The sequence below is a fragment of the Kitasatospora sp. NPDC054939 genome, from assembly GCF_053610105.1.
The window spans coordinates 156,600-172,460 of the sequence record NZ_JBSGXP010000001.1; the positions used below are offsets into that span (position 1 = coordinate 156,600).

The window sequence follows — 15,861 nt, forward strand, 5'->3', positions numbered from 1 at the left end:
ACACCCCGTGGGCCCTCGATCTGGTGTGTTGCCGCTTCTGGCCGGAATTCGCGCCGGATGCGCTCCGGAATGGCGCCGGAATGGGCAGCGGAATTGACACAAAAGTGTTCAGTCGAAGACGGCGGCGGGCCGACCCCCGAAAGGGTCGGCCCACCCGTGGCCGGAATTCGACAGCGGTCGGGATTTTGACCGCGTTCAGTCGTCCGCGGTCCGGAACCGCGCGGGTTCCGGACACCGCGTACGGCCCGGACCCGCCGCGACGGGCCGGGTCAGTCCAGCAGGCCGAGGCGCCGCGCGGCGGCCTCCGCGTCGATCGGGACGACCTGCGGCTGCGGGGCGCCCGCCACCGCCCAGTCCGGGTCCTTGAGGCCGTTGCCGGTCACCGTGCAGACGATCCGCTGGCCCGGGTCGACCAGTCCGGCCTCCGCCTTGGCCAGCAGACCGGCCACCGAGGCGGCCGAGGCGGGCTCCACGAACACGCCCTCCTGCGCGGCCAACAGCCGGTAGGCGGACAGGATCTGACGGTCCGTCACCTTGTCGATGAGGCCGCCCGACTCGTCCCGCGCGGCGAGCGCGAAGTCCCACGAGGCCGGGTTGCCGATCCGGATCGCGGTCGCGATCGTCTGCGGCTTGAGCACCGGGGCGCCGTCCACGATCGGGGCCGAACCCGCCGCCTGGAAGCCCCACATGCGCGGGGTGCGGGCGGCCAGGCCGTCCGCCGCGTATTCGCGGTAGCCCCTCCAGTACGCGGTGATGTTGCCCGCGTTGCCGACCGGCAGGACGTGGATGTCCGGGGCGTCGCCCAGCATGTCCACGATCTCGAAGGCGGCGGTCTTCTGGCCCTCGATGCGCACCGGGTTCACCGAATTGACCAGGGCCACCGGGTACTTCTCCGACAGTTCACGCGCAAGGGTGAGGCAGTCGTCGAAGTTCCCGTCCACCTGGAGGATCTTCGCGCCGTGCACCAGCGCCTGGCCCATCTTGCCGAGGGCGATCTTGCCCTGCGGCACCAGCACCGCCGACACCATGCCGGCGCGCACCGCGTAGGCCGCGGCGGAGGCCGAGGTGTTGCCGGTGGAGGCGCAGATGACGGCCTGGGCGCCCTCCTCCTTGGCCTTGGAGATGGCCATCGTCATCCCGCGGTCCTTGAAGGACCCGGTCGGGTTGGCGCCCTCGACCTTCAGGAAGACGTCGCACCCGGTGCGCTCGGAGAGCACCTGCGCGGGTACGAGCGGCGTCCCGCCTTCGAGCAGAGTGACCACGGGCGTGCTGTCGCCGACCGGCAGCCGGTCGCGGTACTCCTCGATCAGCCCTCGCCACTGGTGGGTGTGGGCGCCTCTGTCGATCACGGCGTTCATGGCTGTTCCTACTCCCCTTCGACCCGCATGATGCTGGCCACGTCGCGCACGCTGTCCAGTGCGCGGAGCTTGTCCACCGTCGCCGACAGGGCGGCGTCGGTGGCGCGGTGGGTGACCACGACGAGCGAGGCGTCGCCGTCGCGGCCCTGCTGGCGCACGGTGTCGATGGAGACGCCGTGCTCGGCGAAGACGGACGCCACCTGGGCGAGCACGCCCGCGCGGTCGTCGACGTCCAGGCTGACGTGGTAGCGGGTGACCACCTCGTCCATCGGCTTGGCCGGCAGCCGGGTGTACACCGAGTCACCCGGGCCGGTCGAGCCGGCGAGCTTGTTGCGACAGACCGCGACCAGGTCGCCGAGGACCGCGGAGGCGGTCGGGGCACCGCCGGCGCCCGGACCGTAGAACATCAGCCGGCCCGCCGCCTCGGCCTCGACGAACACCGCGTTGTACGCCTCGCGGACCGAGGCCAGCGGGTGCGACAGCGGGATCATCGCCGGGTGGACCCGCGCGGTCACCGACTCGCCGTCGGCGGCCCGCTCGCAGATCGCCAGCAGCTTGACCACGCAGCCCATCTGCTTGGCGGAGGCGATGTCGGCGGCGGTCACCTCGGTCAGGCCCTCGCGGTAGACGTCCGCGGCGGTGACCTTGGTGTGGAAGGCGATGCCGGCCAGGATCGCGGCCTTGGCGGCGGCGTCGAAGCCCTCCACGTCGGCGGTCGGGTCGGCCTCGGCGTAGCCCAGCGCGGTGGCCTCCTCCAGCGCCTCCGAGTAGCCGGCGCCGGTGGTGTCCATCTTGTCGAGGATGAAGTTGGTGGTGCCGTTGACGATGCCGAGCACCCGGTTGACCCGGTCGCCGGCCAGCGACTCGCGCAGCGGGCGGATCAGCGGGATCGCCCCGGCCACCGCCGCCTCGTAGTACAGGTCGACGCCGGCCTCGGCGGCCGCGGCGTGCAGCTCGGTGCCGTCCTGGGCGAGCAGCGCCTTGTTGGCGCTGACCACCGAGGCACCGTTGCGGAAGGCCGACAGGATGAGGTGTTTGGACGGCTCGATGCCGCCCACCACCTCGACGACCACGTCGATGTCGCCCCGGTTCACCAGCGCCTCGGCATCGGTGGTGATCAGGTGCTCCGGCACGCCCGGCCGCACCCGGCCGGCCCGGCGCACCGCGATGCCGGCGAGCTCCACCGGCGCGCCGATGCGCGCGGCGAGGTCGGCGGCGTCCGTCGTCATGATGCGCGCCACCTCGGAGCCCACCACACCACAGCCCAGCAACGCCACCTTCAGCGGTCGCGTACGCATCATCCGACTCCGCTCTGCAATCGTCGTGCTCTTCGGTTCCGGCGGTCGTTCGCGTGCCGCCGAAAGTTCGGTCCGTACCAGTCTCCGGGACTTTCCGTACGGATCTACGGTCGTTCCATGATCTGAGACAAGAATTTCGTCATCCGATATCGAGCCGCAGGAGATCCTCCTCCGTCTCGCGCCGCACGATGACCCGGGCCGCACCGTCCCTCACGGCCACCACGGGAGGCTTCAGGGCGTGGTTGTAGTTGCTGGCCATCGAGCGGCAGTAGGCGCCGGTGGCGGGCACCGCGATCAGGTCGCCGGGCACCAGGTCGGCCGGCAGGAAGGCGTCCCGGACCACGATGTCGCCCGACTCGCAGTGCTTGCCCACCACTCGTACCAGCATCGGCTCGGCCTCGCTGGTGCGCGACACCAGGGCCACCGAGTACTCGGCGTCGTAGAGCGCGGTACGGATGTTGTCGGACATCCCGCCGTCCACGCTGACGTAGGTGCGCAGGCCCTCCAGCGGCTTGACCGTGCCCACCTCGTAGAGCGTGAACGCGGTCGGGCCGACGATCGCCCGGCCCGGCTCCACCGACAGCCGCGGCGCCCGCAGTTCGGCCGCGGCGCACTCCCGGCGCACGATCTCCGCCAGCGCGGCGGCGATCTCGGCCGGCTCGCGCGGGTCGTCCTCGCTGGTGTACGCGATGCCGAGGCCGCCGCCGAGGTCGATCTCGGGCAGCTCGACGCCGTGCTCGTCGCGGATCTGCGCCAGCAGGCCGACCACCCGGCGGGCGGCCACCTCGAAGCCTGCGGTGTCGAAGATCTGCGAGCCGATGTGCGAGTGGATGCCGCGCAGTTCGAGGGTCTCGCCGTGCGCGAGCACCCGGCGGACCGCCTCGGCCGCCGCCCCGCCGTTGAGCGAGAGGCCGAACTTCTGGTCCTCGTGCGCGGTGGCGATGAACTCGTGGGTGTGCGCCTCGACGCCGACCGTGATCCGGATCAGCACCGGCTGGCGGACGCCCTGCGCCCCGGCGATCGCGGCCAGCCGCTCGATCTCCTCGTACGAGTCGACCACGATGTGCCCGACGCCGGCCTTCACGGCCTGCTCCAGCTCGGCGACCGACTTGTTGTTGCCGTGCAGGGCGATCCGCTCGCCGGGCATCCCGGCGGCCAGCGCGACCTGCAGCTCGCCGCCGCTGCAGACGTCGACGTTCAGGCCCTCCTCGTGCAGCCAGCGCACCACGGCCTTGGAGAGGAACGCCTTGCCGGCGTAGTAGACGTCCGCCGCGGTGCCGAAGGCGTCGCGCCAGGCGCGGGCCCGGGCGCGGAAGTCGTCCTCGTCCATGAAGTAGGCCGGGGTGCCGAACTCGGCGGCCAGCCGCCTGACGTCGAGGCCGCCGACGGTGGCGACGCCGTCGGCGCCGCGGGTGACGGTCCGCGACCAGACCTTGGGGTCCAGCGCGTTCAGGTCGGCCGGCGGTGCCTGGTAGTGCCCCTCGGGCAGCACGTCGCCGTGACGGGGCCCTGCGGGATGTGCGGAGCGACTCATGATCTTCAGTCTTCCTGGACCTATGGCGAGGGGCGGTGGACGGTCCCCGTTGACCGTCCACCGCCCCCGGCTGTGCACTGGGGGGCTGCTGCCTACATCCGCTCGGGCGCCGTGACGCCCAGGAGCGTCAGGCCGTTGGCGATGACCGTGCGCGTGGCGTCGGCCAGCCAGAGGCGGGCGTGCGTGAGGTCCGTGACCTCCTCGTCGCCCTTCGGCAGGATCTGGCAGTTGTCGTAGAAGCGGTGGTACTCGCGGGCGAGCTTCTCCAGGTACGTCGCGACGTGGTGCGGCTCGCGCCACTCGCCGGATTTGGCCACCACGCCCGGGAACTGGGCGAGCTCGCCGAGCAGGTTGGACTCCCACTCGGTCGACAGCAGCTCCGGTTTGAAGTCCGCGCCGCGCGTGATGCCCTTCTCCACGGCGTTGCGCTGCACCGAGCACATCCGGGCGTGCGCGTACTGCACGTAGAAGACCGGGTTCTCCGCCTTCTGGCTGGTGACCAGGTCGATGTCGATGGTGATCGTGGAGTCGGTGGAGGAGCGCGCCAGCATGTAGCGGGCGGCGTCCACGCCGATCCACTCGACGACGTCGTCGATCGTGATGATGTTGCCGGCGCGCTTGGAGAGGCGGACCTCCTGGCCGTCGCGCAGCATCTTCACGAACTGGCCGATCTTGACCTCGATGTTCCGGTCCATGTCGTCGCCCGCACAGGCGACGATGGCCTTGAGCCGGTTCACATAGCCGTGGTGGTCGGCGCCGAGCATGTAGACCGAGACCTCGGAGCCGCGGTCGCGCTTGCTCAGGTAGTACGCGGCGTCGGCGGCGAAGTAGGTGGTCTCGCCGTCGGCCTTGATCAGGACGCGGTCCTTGTCGTCGCCGAAGTCCGTGGTGCGCAGCCAGATCGCGCCGTCCTGGTCGAAGACGTGGCCCTGCTCGCGCAGCCGGTCGATGGACTTGGCCACCGCGCCGGACTCGTGCAGCGACTTCTCGGAGAAGTAGGTGTCGAAGTGGACGCCGAACTCCTCCATGGAGCGCTCGATCTCGGCGACCATCAGCCGCAGGCCCTCGGTGCGGAAGACCTGGAGCTGCTCGGCCTCGGGCAGGTCGAGCACGCCGGGCACGGCGTCGGTGATCGACTTGGCGATGTCGACGATGTACTCGCCGACGTAGCCGCCCTCCGGGACGGGCCGGCCGTTCGCGGCGGCCTGCAGCGAGGCGGCGAACTTGGTGATCTGCACGCCGGCGTCGTTGAGGTAGTACTCGGTGGTGACGTCGGCGCCGGTGGCCTTGAGGATGCGGCCCAGCGAGTCGCCGACGGCCGCCCAGCGGACGCCGCCGATGTGGATCGGGCCGGTCGGGTTCGCCGAGACGAACTCCAGGTTGATCTTCAGGCCCTTGAGGGCCTCGTTGCGGCCGTACGCGGTGCCGGCCTCGACGATGGTGCGCGCCAGCTCGCCCTGGGTGGCGGCGTCCAGCGTGATGTTCATGAAGCCCGGACCGGCGATGTCGACCTTCGCGACGCCGGTGATCCCTCGCAGGCGGGCGGCCAGCAGTTCCGCGACGGCTCGCGGCGGCACACCGGCCGGCTTCGCGAGCTGGAGGGCCACGTTGGTGGCGTAGTCGCCGTGGTCCCTGTTCTTGGGTCGCTCGACCGTCACGTGCTCGGGCACGGCGACGGTCAGCTCGCCCGCCTCGACGGCGGCGCTCACTGCGGCCTGGACTGCCTGGGAAAGCTCTGCGGGTGTCACGACGCCAAGCGTAGGCGAGAGGGGGCGCCCGCCCGCCACTCGGTTTGCCCGTTGAGACGCCGGGTGCGGTGGTCACCAGCGATCCCTACGCCTTTGTTCGCCGAGGGCTGAATCGCGCCCCGGGTGGGCGGCCCGCCGGACCGCCTCCCGGAGCAGGGGCCGTCAGTCCGGCAGCGGCTGCACGCTCGTCTCGCCGAAGCCGTACGCGTAGCGGCCGGTCCGGCCGCCGCCCGCGCCGAGCGCCATCAGTCGGCGCACCAGGGCGACCAGGTCCGCGGGGTCGAAGGGCTTGCCGAGGTAGCCGTCCACGCCGACCGACTCGCCGCGGTCGAGGTCCGCGGGGGTGCAGGCGCTCACGATCGCGATCGGCAGCCGCCGGGTGCCCGGCGCCGCCCGCAGCCGGGCCGCCGTGCGCAGGCCGTCCAGCCGCGGCATCACCACGTCCAGCGTCACCACGTCCGGCCTCACCCGCCGGACCACCTCCAGGCATTCGGCACCGTCCGCGGCGGTCACCACCTCGAAGCCTTCCAGCTCCAGGTTGACCCTGATCAGCTGGCGGATCACCTCGCTGTCGTCCACCACGAGGACCCGCCCGGACACTCCCGACACCTCACCGAGGGTATCCGCGCCCCCGTCGCCCCGTCCGGGCTTTGCACACTTCCGCTCCGCCGCCCCGATCACCCCTCACCCGGCGCCGGGCACGCTCCGCCAGAACCCGTGCACGGAGCACGGCCCGGGCCTGGTAGTGTTCTCCACGTCGCAAGCGAACGCGAGCGGCAGACAGCAGGCCCCCGTAGCTCAGGGGATAGAGCACCGCCCTCCGGAGGCGGGTGCGCAGGTTCGAATCCTGCCGGGGGCACTTCGCAAGGAGTGCCGAAGAGGCCCAGGCCAGTGGCGAGTTGCCACCGACCTGGGCCTTCGTCATGTCCGGCGGCGGGTCAGCCGCGGGTGGCGCTGCCCAGGACGCGGTGCGGGGTGATCCGGAGGACGACGCGGACCTCCTCGGGCGGCAGGTCGAGGTACTCGCGGCCGGCGCCGGGGCCCTCGTACTGCTCGGCGAGCGCGACGGCGAGCGCGCGGCCGGCGTCCTCGGTGACGGTGGCGAGACCGCGGACCTCGGCGTAGACCAGCGGGTCGTCGAGCGAGTAGACGGTCAGGCTGACCCGGGGGTCGCGCCGGATGTTGCGCTCCTTGGCGCGGCCGGCCTGGCTGGAGACGAGGAGGTCGTCGCCGTCCCGGCCGACCCAGACCACCGAGGTCTGCGGGGCGCCGTCGGGGTTGAGGGTGGCGAGGACGGCCGGGTACGGGGCGTCCAGGAGCTTGCGGACGGCGGGTCCGAGGGTTGCTGTCATGATCGGGACACTACCCGGGACCCGGCTCCGTCCGCCCGGATACCGGCGGGTCGGCCGGCGACCGGGGCGGAGAGGGGCGTGAGGCCGGGGCCGGGAACCGGTCAGCCGGCCCAGCGGGCCAGTTCGGCGGGGGTGACGAAGGCGGTGTGGGTGCCGGCCGCGGTGCAGGCGCGGGCCCCGGCGTACGTCCCGAGGCGGGCGCACTCCAGCGGCGGGCGGCCCTGCAGCCGGCCCCAGAGGAAGCCGCTGACGAAGGCGTCCCCGGCGCCGTTGGTGTCCACCACCGGCAGGCCGGGGTCGACGGCCGGCAGGTGCTGCAGCGGGCCCCCGCGGGTGAGCAGGTAGCAGCCCTCGGCGCCGGCGGTGGCGACCACGGCGGTGGCCCGGCCCTCGACGAGGACGGCGCGCATCACCTCCTCGTGGCGGCCCCGGCAGCCGGCCACCGAGAGGAAGACCAGGTCGGAGTTGACCGCGTAGTGCCGGTGGTGGGGATTGCGGCCGTCCCAGTCGTGCAGGTCGGTGGAGGTGGTGCGGCCGAGCCGGCGCAGGTCCTCGTACATGTCCCGGTTGGGGCCGGTGATGGAGAGGTGGACGTGCCGGCTGCGCTCGGCGTACGGGAGGTAGAACTCCCGGGGCAGCCGCAGGTCGGCGGGGTGGCGGCCGTCGTAGAAGGAGAACCGGCGGCCCTCGGCGTCGACCAGGTTGACCGCGCGCGGGGTGCCGTGCGGGGAGACCAGGTGGTCGAAGTGCAGTCCGTGGCGGGCGTACTCGGCGAGCAGCAGGTCGGCCTGCGGGTCCTCGCCGAGGTGGTCGATGAAGGCGGTGCGCAGGCCGAGGTGGTGGGCGCCGAGGGCGACGCCGTTGCCGGTGTGGCCGGCGAAGTCGCGGATCGGCGGGGCGTACTGCGAGTCGCCGGCGGGGACTTCGAGGCGGTCGACGCGGACGACGGTGTCCACGCCGGCCCCTCCGACGACGAGCAGGTCGAACTCGGGCACGGCGGCGCCTCCTCGGTCCCGGCGGGGTTCCCCGGGCTCCCCCGGTGGTGCGAGGAGTCAAGCAGGCGCCGCCCGGCGACTGCAAGGACTTGCAGTAACTTTCATGGCGAGTGCGGGTGTTCGGCGGCCGGGACCTCGGAGGACCGCGGCGCCCCGGCGGGCGACTGCGCGGCGGCGCCGGGCGCCGGGGCGACCTCGCCCTGCGCCTCACCGGGCGCCGGCCGGTGGTCGATCATCAGGTAGGCGATCAGTGCGGCGGCCAGCAGGATGCCCATCGCCACCCAGGTGGCCACCGCGTAGCCGTGCACCGCCCCCTCGGCCTGCACGGCGGGGTCGGAGGCGACCCGGGTGGCCAGGAAGCTCGCGGTGGCGCTGGCCGCGATGGTGTTCAGCAGCGCGGTACCGAAGGAACCGCCGACCTGCTGGGCCGAGTTGATGGTGGCCGAGGCGGCGCCTGCCTCGTTCGGCGCGACGCCCAGGGTGGCCAGGCTCATCGAGGGCATGAAGACCAGGCCCATGCCGAAGCCGAGCAGCAGTTCGGCCGGCAGCACCATGGTCGCGAACGGGCTGTCCACCTTCATCTGGGTCAGCCAGGCCATGCCGGCGGCGGCCAGCAGCAGTCCGGGCCCGATCAGGTTCCGGGACGGCACCCGGACCATCAGCCGGGCGGCTATCGCGGTCGAACTGAGCACGATCGCACCGGTCATCGGCAGGAACGAGACGCCGGTCAGGACCGGCGAGTACCCCTTGATGATCTGCAGGTAGTAGGTCAGGAACAGGAACAGGCCGAACATGCCGATCATGGCCAGGCCCACCGAGAGCGCACCGCCGCCGCGGTTGCGCTCGGCCACGATGTGCAGCGGCAGCAGCGCGTGCGGGGAGCGTTTCTCCACCAGGACGAAGGCCACCAGCAGCAGGACGCCCAGGCCCAGCGAGCCGAGCACCAGCCAGTCGCCCCAGCCCCGGGTGACGGCCTCGGAGGTGCCGTACACGATGGCGAGCAGACCGCCGCAGCCGAGCACCGCGCCGGGCAGGTCGAGCGGGATGCGCCGGCCCTTGGCGATGTGGTCGGCGGTGATCACCGAGGCGGCGGCGAAGGCCGTGACGACGGCGATCGGCGTGTTGACGAACAGGCACCAGCGCCAGTTCAGGTACTCGGTCAGCAGGCCGCCGGAGATCAGGCCGATCGCGGCGCCGCCGCCGGCTATCGCGCCGAAGATGCCGAAGGCCGTGCTCCGCTCCCGCGGGTCCGAGAAGGTCGTGGAGAGCAGGCCCAGGGCCGAGGGGGCCAGCAGTGCGCCGAAGGCGCCCTGGAGGGCGCGGGCTCCGAAGAGCATCGCCGGGCCGTTGGCGGCGCCGCCGATCGCGGAGGCCAGCGCAAAGCCGAGCAGGCCGATGATGAACACGCGTTTGCGGCCGTAGAGGTCGCCGAGGCGTCCGCCGAGGAGCAGCAGACCGCCGAAGGCCAGCGTGTAGGCGGTGATCACCCACTGCCGGTTGGCCTCGGAGATGCCCAGGTCCTCCTGGGCGGAGGGGAGGGCGATGTTCACGATCGTGATGTCGAGGACGATCATGAGCTGGGCGATGGCGATGACGGCCAGCGCCCACCAACGGCGGTTGTCCGCCGTGCCGGGTCCGGTGGTGGCTGGATTCGCAGACACTGTTGAGCCTTCCGGAGAGGTGCGGAGAGGTCACGCAGTCGTCTTCCAGCCAAACGCGCGGCGGAGCCGAGCGCAAGGAAAATCCTGACCAAATCGGTTGAATCGACACCTATCGGAATCCATCGGACAATGCGGGCGCGGAACGGGCCCGGGCCGGTGCGACCGGCCCGGGCCCGTGCGGAACGCCGGGACGTCCGGGACCCGCGGACTACAGCTCCGCCAGCACCGCCGTCAGGTCGTCCAGACCCAGCGAGCCCTGCGACAGCGCCGCCATGTGCCACGCCTTGAGGTCGAACACCTCGCCGCGCGCCTCGTGCGCCGCCCGCGCCGCCGCCCGGCCGCGCAGCCAGGCGCGCTCGCCCAGCTTGTAGCCGATCGCCTGGCCCGGCATGCCGAGGTAGCGGACCAGCTCGCTGTCCAGGAACTCGTCGGACAGGCCGCAGTACGCGCCGAAGAACGCCCGGGCGTCGTCCGGCAGCATCGGCTCGCCCGGCTTGAACGGCGAGTCGGCCGGGAAGTCCAGGCCGACGTGCATGCCGATGTCGACGATGACCCGCAGCGCGCGCATCATCTGGGCGTTGAGGTAGCCGAGGCGGTGGCCCGGGTCGGTGAGGTAGCCCAGCTCGTCCATCAGGCGCTCGGCGTACAGCGCCCAGCCCTCCACGTTGGCGCTGACCCCGCCGAGGCTGACCTGGTAGGTGGAGAGCCGGTCGGCGACGTAGTTCCACTGCGCGAGCTGCAGGTGGTGGCCGGGGACGCCCTCGTGGTACCAGGTGGAGACGAGGTCCCAGACCGGGAAGGAGTCCCGGCCCAGGGTCGGCAGCCAGGTGCGGCCCGGGCGGCTGAAGTCCAGCGAGGGCGCGGTGTAGTAGGGGGCGGCGGCGCTGCCGGCCGGGGCGATCCGCGACTCGACCCGGGTGACCGGCTCGGCCAGGTCGAAGTGGATGCCCTGGAGGTCGGCGATCGCACCGTCCATCAGGCCCTGGAGGTACTCACGGGCGGCCTCCGCGCCCTCGATCGCCGGACCGTCGGTCTCCAGCCACTTCATCGCCTCCATCGGCGTGGCACCCGGCCGCACCTTCTCGGCCTCGGCCTTCATCTGCGCCAGCAGGTCGTGGAACTCGCCCCAGGCCCAGCGGTAGGCCTCGTCCAGGTCGAGGTCGGCGCCGGTCCAGTAGCGCACGAAGCGGGCGTAGCGCTCGCGGCCCACGGTGTCGGAGGTGCCGGCCGCGGCCGGCCCGTAGACCTCGCGCAGCCAGTCGCGCAGGGCGGCCAGTGCCTCCGTCGCGGCGACCGCGTGACCGGTCAGCCCGGGGCGCAGCGACTCGGGAGCGGGGGCGACGAACTCGCCGAACCAGCCCGCGCCGCCCGGCCCCTCCAGCCACTCGGCCAGTTGCCCGGAGACGGTGGCGACCTGCCGCGGGCCCGCGAACAGACCGCGCCGGGCGCCCTCCTCCAGGCCCTCGCGGTAGGTCCGCAGGGTCTCGGGCACCCGGGCGAGGCGGCGGCCCACGGCGGCCCACTCCTCCTCCGTCCCGGTCGGCAGCAGGGTGAAGACCTCGCGGACGTTGTGCACCGGCGAGCCCAGGTTGCGCAGCTCGCGGAAGCCCTCGCCCGCCTCGTGGACGGCGAGTTCGGCGGTCAGCCGCTCGCGCAGCAGGCGGGCGCAGCGGCGCTCGGCGTCGTCGTCGGCGAGCCCGGCCTTCTCGGCGGCGGCCAGGGCGTCGAGGGTACGGCGGGCGAGGTCGGCGACGGCCTCGCGGCCGGCCGGCGAGTAGTCGGGGAGGCGGTCGTCCTCGGGGTTCAGCCCGAGGTACACCGCGGTCAGCGGGTCGAGCTCGGCGAGGGCCCGGACGTGGGCGTCGGCGATACGGCGGGGGGTGGTGCCGTCGGAGTTGATGAGTTCTTCAACCATTCGGACATCATTTCGCGGTCCCGGCCGAATGCAAGAGGCCACCGCGCAGACCGCCGCCCGGGAGCGCGGCGCGCGCCGGGCGCGGACCGGGGCGGCCCCGCCGACCTGCGCAAACATTCGTTCGGAAAGTACCGCGCAGGTCGGGAACGGATTCGGGGGCCGCCCACTACGCTGGCCGCCATGGAAGCCAGCTCAGCGCCTGTCCCGTCCGACGCCGAGGCCCGCCCCAGACGCAGCGGGTACCGCAGGCTGCCGGTGCAGCAGCGCCGGGAGCAACTGATCGCGGTCGCCCTGGAGCTGTTCGCCACCCGCCCGCCGGAGGAGGTGGGTCTGGACGACGTCGCCGAGGCCGCCGGCGCCTCCCGGCCGCTGGTGTACCGCTACTTCGCGGGCGGCAAGCAGCAGTTGTACGAGGCCGCGCTGCGCAGTGCGGCGGACGAGCTGACCGGCCGGTTCACGGTGCCGGTCAGCGGCACCCCGACGGAACAGCTGTCGGCCGTGCTGGACAGCTACTTCGCGTTCGTGGCGGAGCACGACGCCGGGTACTCGGCGCTGCTGCGCGGCGGTTCGGTGGTGGAGACGGCCCGGACGTCCGCGATCGTGGACGACGTCCGGCGGGCGGCGCTGAAGCGGACGCTGCGGCACCTGGGCGTGCGCGCGGCCGGGCCGCGGCTGACGCTGCTGGTGCGGTCGTGGATCTCGGTGGTCGAGGGCGCCTCGCTGAGCTGGCTGGACGAGGGCCGGACGCTGCCGGTCACCGAGCTGCGGGACTGGCTGGTGGACCAGTTCGTGGCGATGGCGGCGGCGACCGCCCTGCACGATCCGCAGACCGCGCAGGTGCTGGCCGCACTGCTGGCGCTGGAGGGGCCCGACTCGACCCGCCAGGCCCGGCTGCGGGCGCTGCTGACCCCGCCGGACGCGGCGCAGGCGCCCTGAGGCCGCTCCCGGCCCCGGCCCCCGTGCCCGGGGCCGGACGGGACGGGACGGACGCCGCGCCTGGCGCTACGCCTTGCCGAGCACCTGGCGCTGGCGGCCCAGGCCGTCGATCTCCAGCTCGACGACGTCCCCCGGGGCGAGGAACGGCGTGCCGGGCCGGCCCAGGGTGACCCCGGCGGGGGTGCCGGTGACGATCACGTCGCCGGGCTCCAGCACCATGAACTGGCTCGCGTAGCGGACGAGTTCGAGCACCGGGAAGATCATGTCGGCGGTCGAGCCGTGCTGCCGGAGCTCGCCGTTGACCCAGAGCTTCAGCGGCAGCCTCTGCGGGTCCTCGACCTCGTCCGCGGTGACCAGCCAGGGGCCGAGCGGGGTGAAGGTCTCCGCCGACTTGCCCTTGTCCCACTGCCCGCCGCGGTCGAACTGGAAGCCGCGCTCGGTGACGTCGTTGGCGACCGTGTAGCCGGCGATGGCCTGCGCCGCCTCCCGGTGGCTCTCCAGGTAGCGGGCGGTGCGGCCGACGACCACGGCGAGCTCGGCCTCGTAGTCGGTCCGGTCGCCGCCGCGCGGCACCAGCACCTCGTCGTACGGGCCGACCACGGTGTAGCTCGGCTTGAGGAAGATCACCGGCTCGGACGGGAGCTGCGCGCCCGCCTCCTCGGCGTGGTCCCGGTAGTTGAGGCCGATGCCGACCACCTTGCCGGGCCGGGCCACCGGCGCCCCGACCCGCTGCCCGGCGATGTCCGCGACCGGCAGCAGCCCGTCGGCCACCGCCCGGGCCAGCTCGGCCGGGTCGAGTCCGGCCAGGAAGGCGCCGTCGATGTCCCGGGCGCGCCCGGAGAGGTCGTACGCGGTGCCGTCCTGCCCCAGCACGACCGGGCGCTCGGCACCCGGGGGTCCGACACGGAGGAGCTTCATCTGAGCGTCACCACCTGGTTCGTCGCAGCTCGCCGGGACGGCCGCACACCCGTCCCGGTCTCATGCATCCGAGGTATATCAACGCCTCCCACCTGCGAACCAGGGGATCCCGGTCGGAGAATTCCTCTCAAACAGGCCTCCTGGGTCATGACCCACATAGGACGGCCGCACGGTTGACAGGCTCCGCCGTGGGCGAACGGTGCACAGCCCAGGGCGAACAGGCCGCATGCCGGACGGCGGCGTCACGCAGGATCACCGGTATGGAGATCACGCGCGTACGACCCGAACTGCACATGATCACATTGACCTTCGGAACCGCCTACCTCTGGCGGGACGACCACGGCCTGGCCCTCGTCGACACCGGGATCGCCGGCTCGGCGGACGCGATCGAGGAGGCGATCCGACGGACCGGGGCCGACCCGGCCGACCTGCGGCACATCGTGCTCACCCACCACCACGCCGACCACACCGGCTCGGCGGCCGAACTCGCGGCGCGCCGGCCGCAGGCGCTGGTGGTGGCGCACCGGCTGGAGGCCCCGGTGGTGCGGGGCGAGCAGGAGGCCGCGCCGCCGGTGCTCCGCCCGTTCGAGGAGGAGATCTGGGCCGGGCTGCCCCCGATACCGCAGGCCCCGCCCTGCCGGGTCGGCCGGGAGGTGTCCGACGGCGACGTCCTGGACTTCGGCGGCGGCGCGGTCGTCGTGCACGTGCCCGGGCACACCGACGGCAGCCTCGCACTGCACCTGCCCGGCCCGGGGGTGCTGTTCACCGGCGACGCGATCGCCAACGTGCAGGGGCGGACCATGCTCGGCGTCTTCAACCTGGACTCCGAGCGGGCCGCCGAGTCGATGCACCGGCTCGCCGCACTGGACGCGGAGACGGCGGTGTTCGGCCACGGCGACCCGATCGCGACCGGCGCCTCAGCCGCGCTGAAGGCCGCCGCCACCACCGGCGAGTAGCGCCGCCAGGGCGGGCGCGGCGGCGCCGTTCGGGCCGCCGCGCCCCGCCTCGGCCTCCCAGTGCGCGAGGTCGCGCAGGACGTCGGCGCGGGCCCCGGGCAGGCCGGCGAGCCGCGGTACGAGTTCCCGCAGCAGGGCCGCGGCCGCGCCGGGGTCCCCGCCGCGGGCCCGCCAGAGCGCCAGGTCGTGGCAGGTCCGCAGGGTGCGCACGTCGTCCGGGCCGTGGAGCCGGGCGAGCTGCGGGACGAGCCCCTCCAGCACGGCCACCGCCTCCGCCGGGTTCCCGTCCGCCCCCAGCTGCCAGGCCCGGTCGGCGCGGCGGCGCAGCTGCTCGGGGCTCGGGCCCGGGGGCGGCGGCGGAGCCGGGGTGCCGAGGTCGCGCAGCCGGCGGCGGACCTCGGCGGCGTCGGCGGGCCGGTCCGCCGGGTCCTTGGCGAGCAGGTCGAGCACCAGGGCGGTGAGTGCCGGGTCGGCGGTGCGCAGCGGCGGCGGGGGTTCCTGCACGTGCTGGCGCATGTACTCGACCGGGGACGGGCCGGTGAAGGGCCGCCGCCCGGTGCAGAGCTGGTAGAGCACCACGCCGAGCGAGTAGAGGTCGGCGCGGCCGTCGACCTTGGCGCCGGCCCAGCGCTCGGGGGCGAGGTACGGCGGGCTGCCGATGACGCTGCCGGTGGAGGTCAGACCGCTGGTGTGGCTCATCAGGCGGGCGATTCCGAAGTCCAGGACCTTGGCCTCGCCGTCGTCGGTGATCATCACGTTCTCGGGCTTGATGTCGCGGTGCACCACCCCGGCCCGGTGGGCGGCGTCCAGCGCGCCGCAGACCTCGCGCACCCATTCCAGGGCCTGCCCGGGGTCCGGCGCGCCGTCCTTGAGCACCGCGGACAACGGCCGGCCCCGGACCAGCTCCATCACCAGGTAGTGGGTGGCGAAGCCGCCGTCGGCGACCTCGCCGAGGTCGTACAGGGTGACGATGTGCGGGTGCGACAGGCCCCCCACCGTCCTGGCCTCGGCGACGAAGCGGCGCACCTCGCGCTCGTCGGTCGCGTTCTGCTCCGAGATGACCTTCACCGCGACCGGCCGGCCCACCTTGCCGTCGTAGGCCTCCCAGACCACGCCGAACCCGCCCCGGCCGAGCTCCCGGACCAGCCGGTAGCGCCCGTCCAGTAGTTCCCCCGCCCTCATGCCTGCCC

13 protein-coding genes and 1 tRNA gene are annotated in these 15,861 nt (G+C 73.2%); 3 read left to right on the plus strand and 11 right to left on the minus strand.

Features of this window, described 5'->3' with window-relative positions; translation table 11 throughout:
- Nucleotides 1–269: 269 nt before the first annotated feature.
- From thrC to ACWGB8_RS00650, 5 genes are all read right to left on the minus strand, one after another.
- Nucleotides 270–1,358, minus strand: coding sequence for a threonine synthase (gene thrC, locus ACWGB8_RS00630; protein ID WP_452208782.1), 1,089 nt, complete (start codon nucleotides 1,356–1,358; stop codon nucleotides 270–272).
- Between the two features lie 8 nt (nucleotides 1,359–1,366).
- Nucleotides 1,367–2,659, minus strand: coding sequence for a homoserine dehydrogenase (locus ACWGB8_RS00635; protein ID WP_452208784.1), 1,293 nt, complete (start codon nucleotides 2,657–2,659; stop codon nucleotides 1,367–1,369).
- Nucleotides 2,660–2,795: 136 nt separating this feature from the next.
- Nucleotides 2,796–4,190: a diaminopimelate decarboxylase gene (lysA, locus tag ACWGB8_RS00640; protein ID WP_452208786.1), complete on the minus strand. Its 1,395-nt coding sequence runs from the start codon at nucleotides 4,188–4,190 to the stop codon at nucleotides 2,796–2,798.
- A 92-nt stretch (nucleotides 4,191–4,282) separates the two neighbouring features.
- Nucleotides 4,283–5,938: an arginine--tRNA ligase gene (gene argS, locus ACWGB8_RS00645; RefSeq protein ID WP_452208788.1), complete on the minus strand. Its 1,656-nt coding sequence runs from the start codon at nucleotides 5,936–5,938 to the stop codon at nucleotides 4,283–4,285.
- 162 nt (nucleotides 5,939–6,100) lie between these two features.
- Nucleotides 6,101–6,538, minus strand: a complete 438-nt coding sequence (locus tag ACWGB8_RS00650; protein ID WP_452208835.1) for a response regulator — start codon at nucleotides 6,536–6,538, stop codon at nucleotides 6,101–6,103.
- A 187-nt stretch (nucleotides 6,539–6,725) separates the two neighbouring features.
- Between ACWGB8_RS00650 and ACWGB8_RS00655 the strand changes: the two genes are divergently transcribed.
- Nucleotides 6,726–6,797: transfer RNA gene (locus ACWGB8_RS00655), tRNA-Arg, on the plus strand.
- Nucleotides 6,798–6,876: 79 nt separating this feature from the next.
- Here the strand turns inward: ACWGB8_RS00655 and ACWGB8_RS00660 are convergent.
- The 4 genes from ACWGB8_RS00660 to ACWGB8_RS00675 form a co-directional block, all read right to left on the minus strand.
- Nucleotides 6,877–7,290 (minus strand): PPOX class F420-dependent oxidoreductase, encoded by a 414-nt coding sequence (locus tag ACWGB8_RS00660; RefSeq protein ID WP_452208790.1) that lies wholly within the window; start codon nucleotides 7,288–7,290, stop codon nucleotides 6,877–6,879.
- A gap of 101 nt (nucleotides 7,291–7,391) precedes the next feature.
- Entirely contained in the window at nucleotides 7,392–8,285 is an 894-nt protein-coding gene (locus ACWGB8_RS00665; protein ID WP_452208792.1) for a carbohydrate kinase family protein, read from the minus strand.
- Nucleotides 8,286–8,386: 101 nt separating this feature from the next.
- The gene (locus ACWGB8_RS00670; protein WP_452208793.1) at nucleotides 8,387–9,946 is read right to left on the minus strand and encodes an MFS transporter; all 1,560 of its coding nucleotides are present in this window, start codon (nucleotides 9,944–9,946) and stop codon (nucleotides 8,387–8,389) included.
- 208 nt (nucleotides 9,947–10,154) lie between these two features.
- Entirely contained in the window at nucleotides 10,155–11,861 is a 1,707-nt protein-coding gene (locus tag ACWGB8_RS00675; RefSeq protein WP_452208795.1) for a DUF885 domain-containing protein, read from the minus strand.
- A 180-nt stretch (nucleotides 11,862–12,041) separates the two neighbouring features.
- On the opposite strand from ACWGB8_RS00675, the gene ACWGB8_RS00680 reads away from it, so the two are divergent.
- Nucleotides 12,042–12,797, plus strand: a complete 756-nt coding sequence (locus ACWGB8_RS00680) for a TetR/AcrR family transcriptional regulator (RefSeq protein WP_452208797.1) — start codon at nucleotides 12,042–12,044, stop codon at nucleotides 12,795–12,797.
- A gap of 66 nt (nucleotides 12,798–12,863) precedes the next feature.
- Here ACWGB8_RS00680 and ACWGB8_RS00685 read toward each other — a convergent pair whose 3' ends face one another.
- Nucleotides 12,864–13,715 (minus strand): fumarylacetoacetate hydrolase family protein, encoded by an 852-nt coding sequence (locus ACWGB8_RS00685; RefSeq protein ID WP_452208799.1) that lies wholly within the window; start codon nucleotides 13,713–13,715, stop codon nucleotides 12,864–12,866.
- Nucleotides 13,716–13,975: 260 nt separating this feature from the next.
- Between ACWGB8_RS00685 and ACWGB8_RS00690 the strand changes: the two genes are divergently transcribed.
- Nucleotides 13,976–14,671, plus strand: a complete 696-nt coding sequence (locus ACWGB8_RS00690) for an MBL fold metallo-hydrolase (protein WP_452208801.1) — start codon at nucleotides 13,976–13,978, stop codon at nucleotides 14,669–14,671.
- Here the strand turns inward: ACWGB8_RS00690 and ACWGB8_RS00695 are convergent.
- Nucleotides 14,633–15,853 (minus strand): serine/threonine-protein kinase, encoded by a 1,221-nt coding sequence (locus ACWGB8_RS00695; RefSeq protein ID WP_452208802.1) that lies wholly within the window; start codon nucleotides 15,851–15,853, stop codon nucleotides 14,633–14,635. The genes ACWGB8_RS00690 and ACWGB8_RS00695 overlap by 39 nt on opposite strands.
- Between the last annotated feature and the right edge of the window lie 8 nt (nucleotides 15,854–15,861).

Bases quoted from the DNA above. Each gene is read 5' to 3' on its own strand.
- thrC (WP_452208782.1), bottom strand. From the start codon at position 1,358: ATGAACGCCGTGATCGACAGAGGCGCCCACACCCACCAGTGGCGAGGG.
- ACWGB8_RS00635 (WP_452208784.1), bottom strand. From the start codon at position 2,659: ATGATGCGTACGCGACCGCTGAAGGTGGCGTTGCTGGGCTGTGGTGTG.
- lysA (WP_452208786.1), bottom strand. From the start codon at position 4,190: ATGAGTCGCTCCGCACATCCCGCAGGGCCCCGTCACGGCGACGTGCTG.
- ACWGB8_RS00660 (WP_452208790.1), bottom strand. From the start codon at position 7,290: ATGACAGCAACCCTCGGACCCGCCGTCCGCAAGCTCCTGGACGCCCCG.
- ACWGB8_RS00675 (WP_452208795.1), bottom strand. From the start codon at position 11,861: ATGGTTGAAGAACTCATCAACTCCGACGGCACCACCCCCCGCCGTATC.
- ACWGB8_RS00680 (WP_452208797.1), top strand. From the start codon at position 12,042: ATGGAAGCCAGCTCAGCGCCTGTCCCGTCCGACGCCGAGGCCCGCCCC.
- ACWGB8_RS00685 (WP_452208799.1), bottom strand. From the start codon at position 13,715: ATGAAGCTCCTCCGTGTCGGACCCCCGGGTGCCGAGCGCCCGGTCGTG.
- ACWGB8_RS00690 (WP_452208801.1), top strand. From the start codon at position 13,976: ATGGAGATCACGCGCGTACGACCCGAACTGCACATGATCACATTGACC.
- ACWGB8_RS00695 (WP_452208802.1), bottom strand. From the start codon at position 15,853: ATGAGGGCGGGGGAACTACTGGACGGGCGCTACCGGCTGGTCCGGGAG.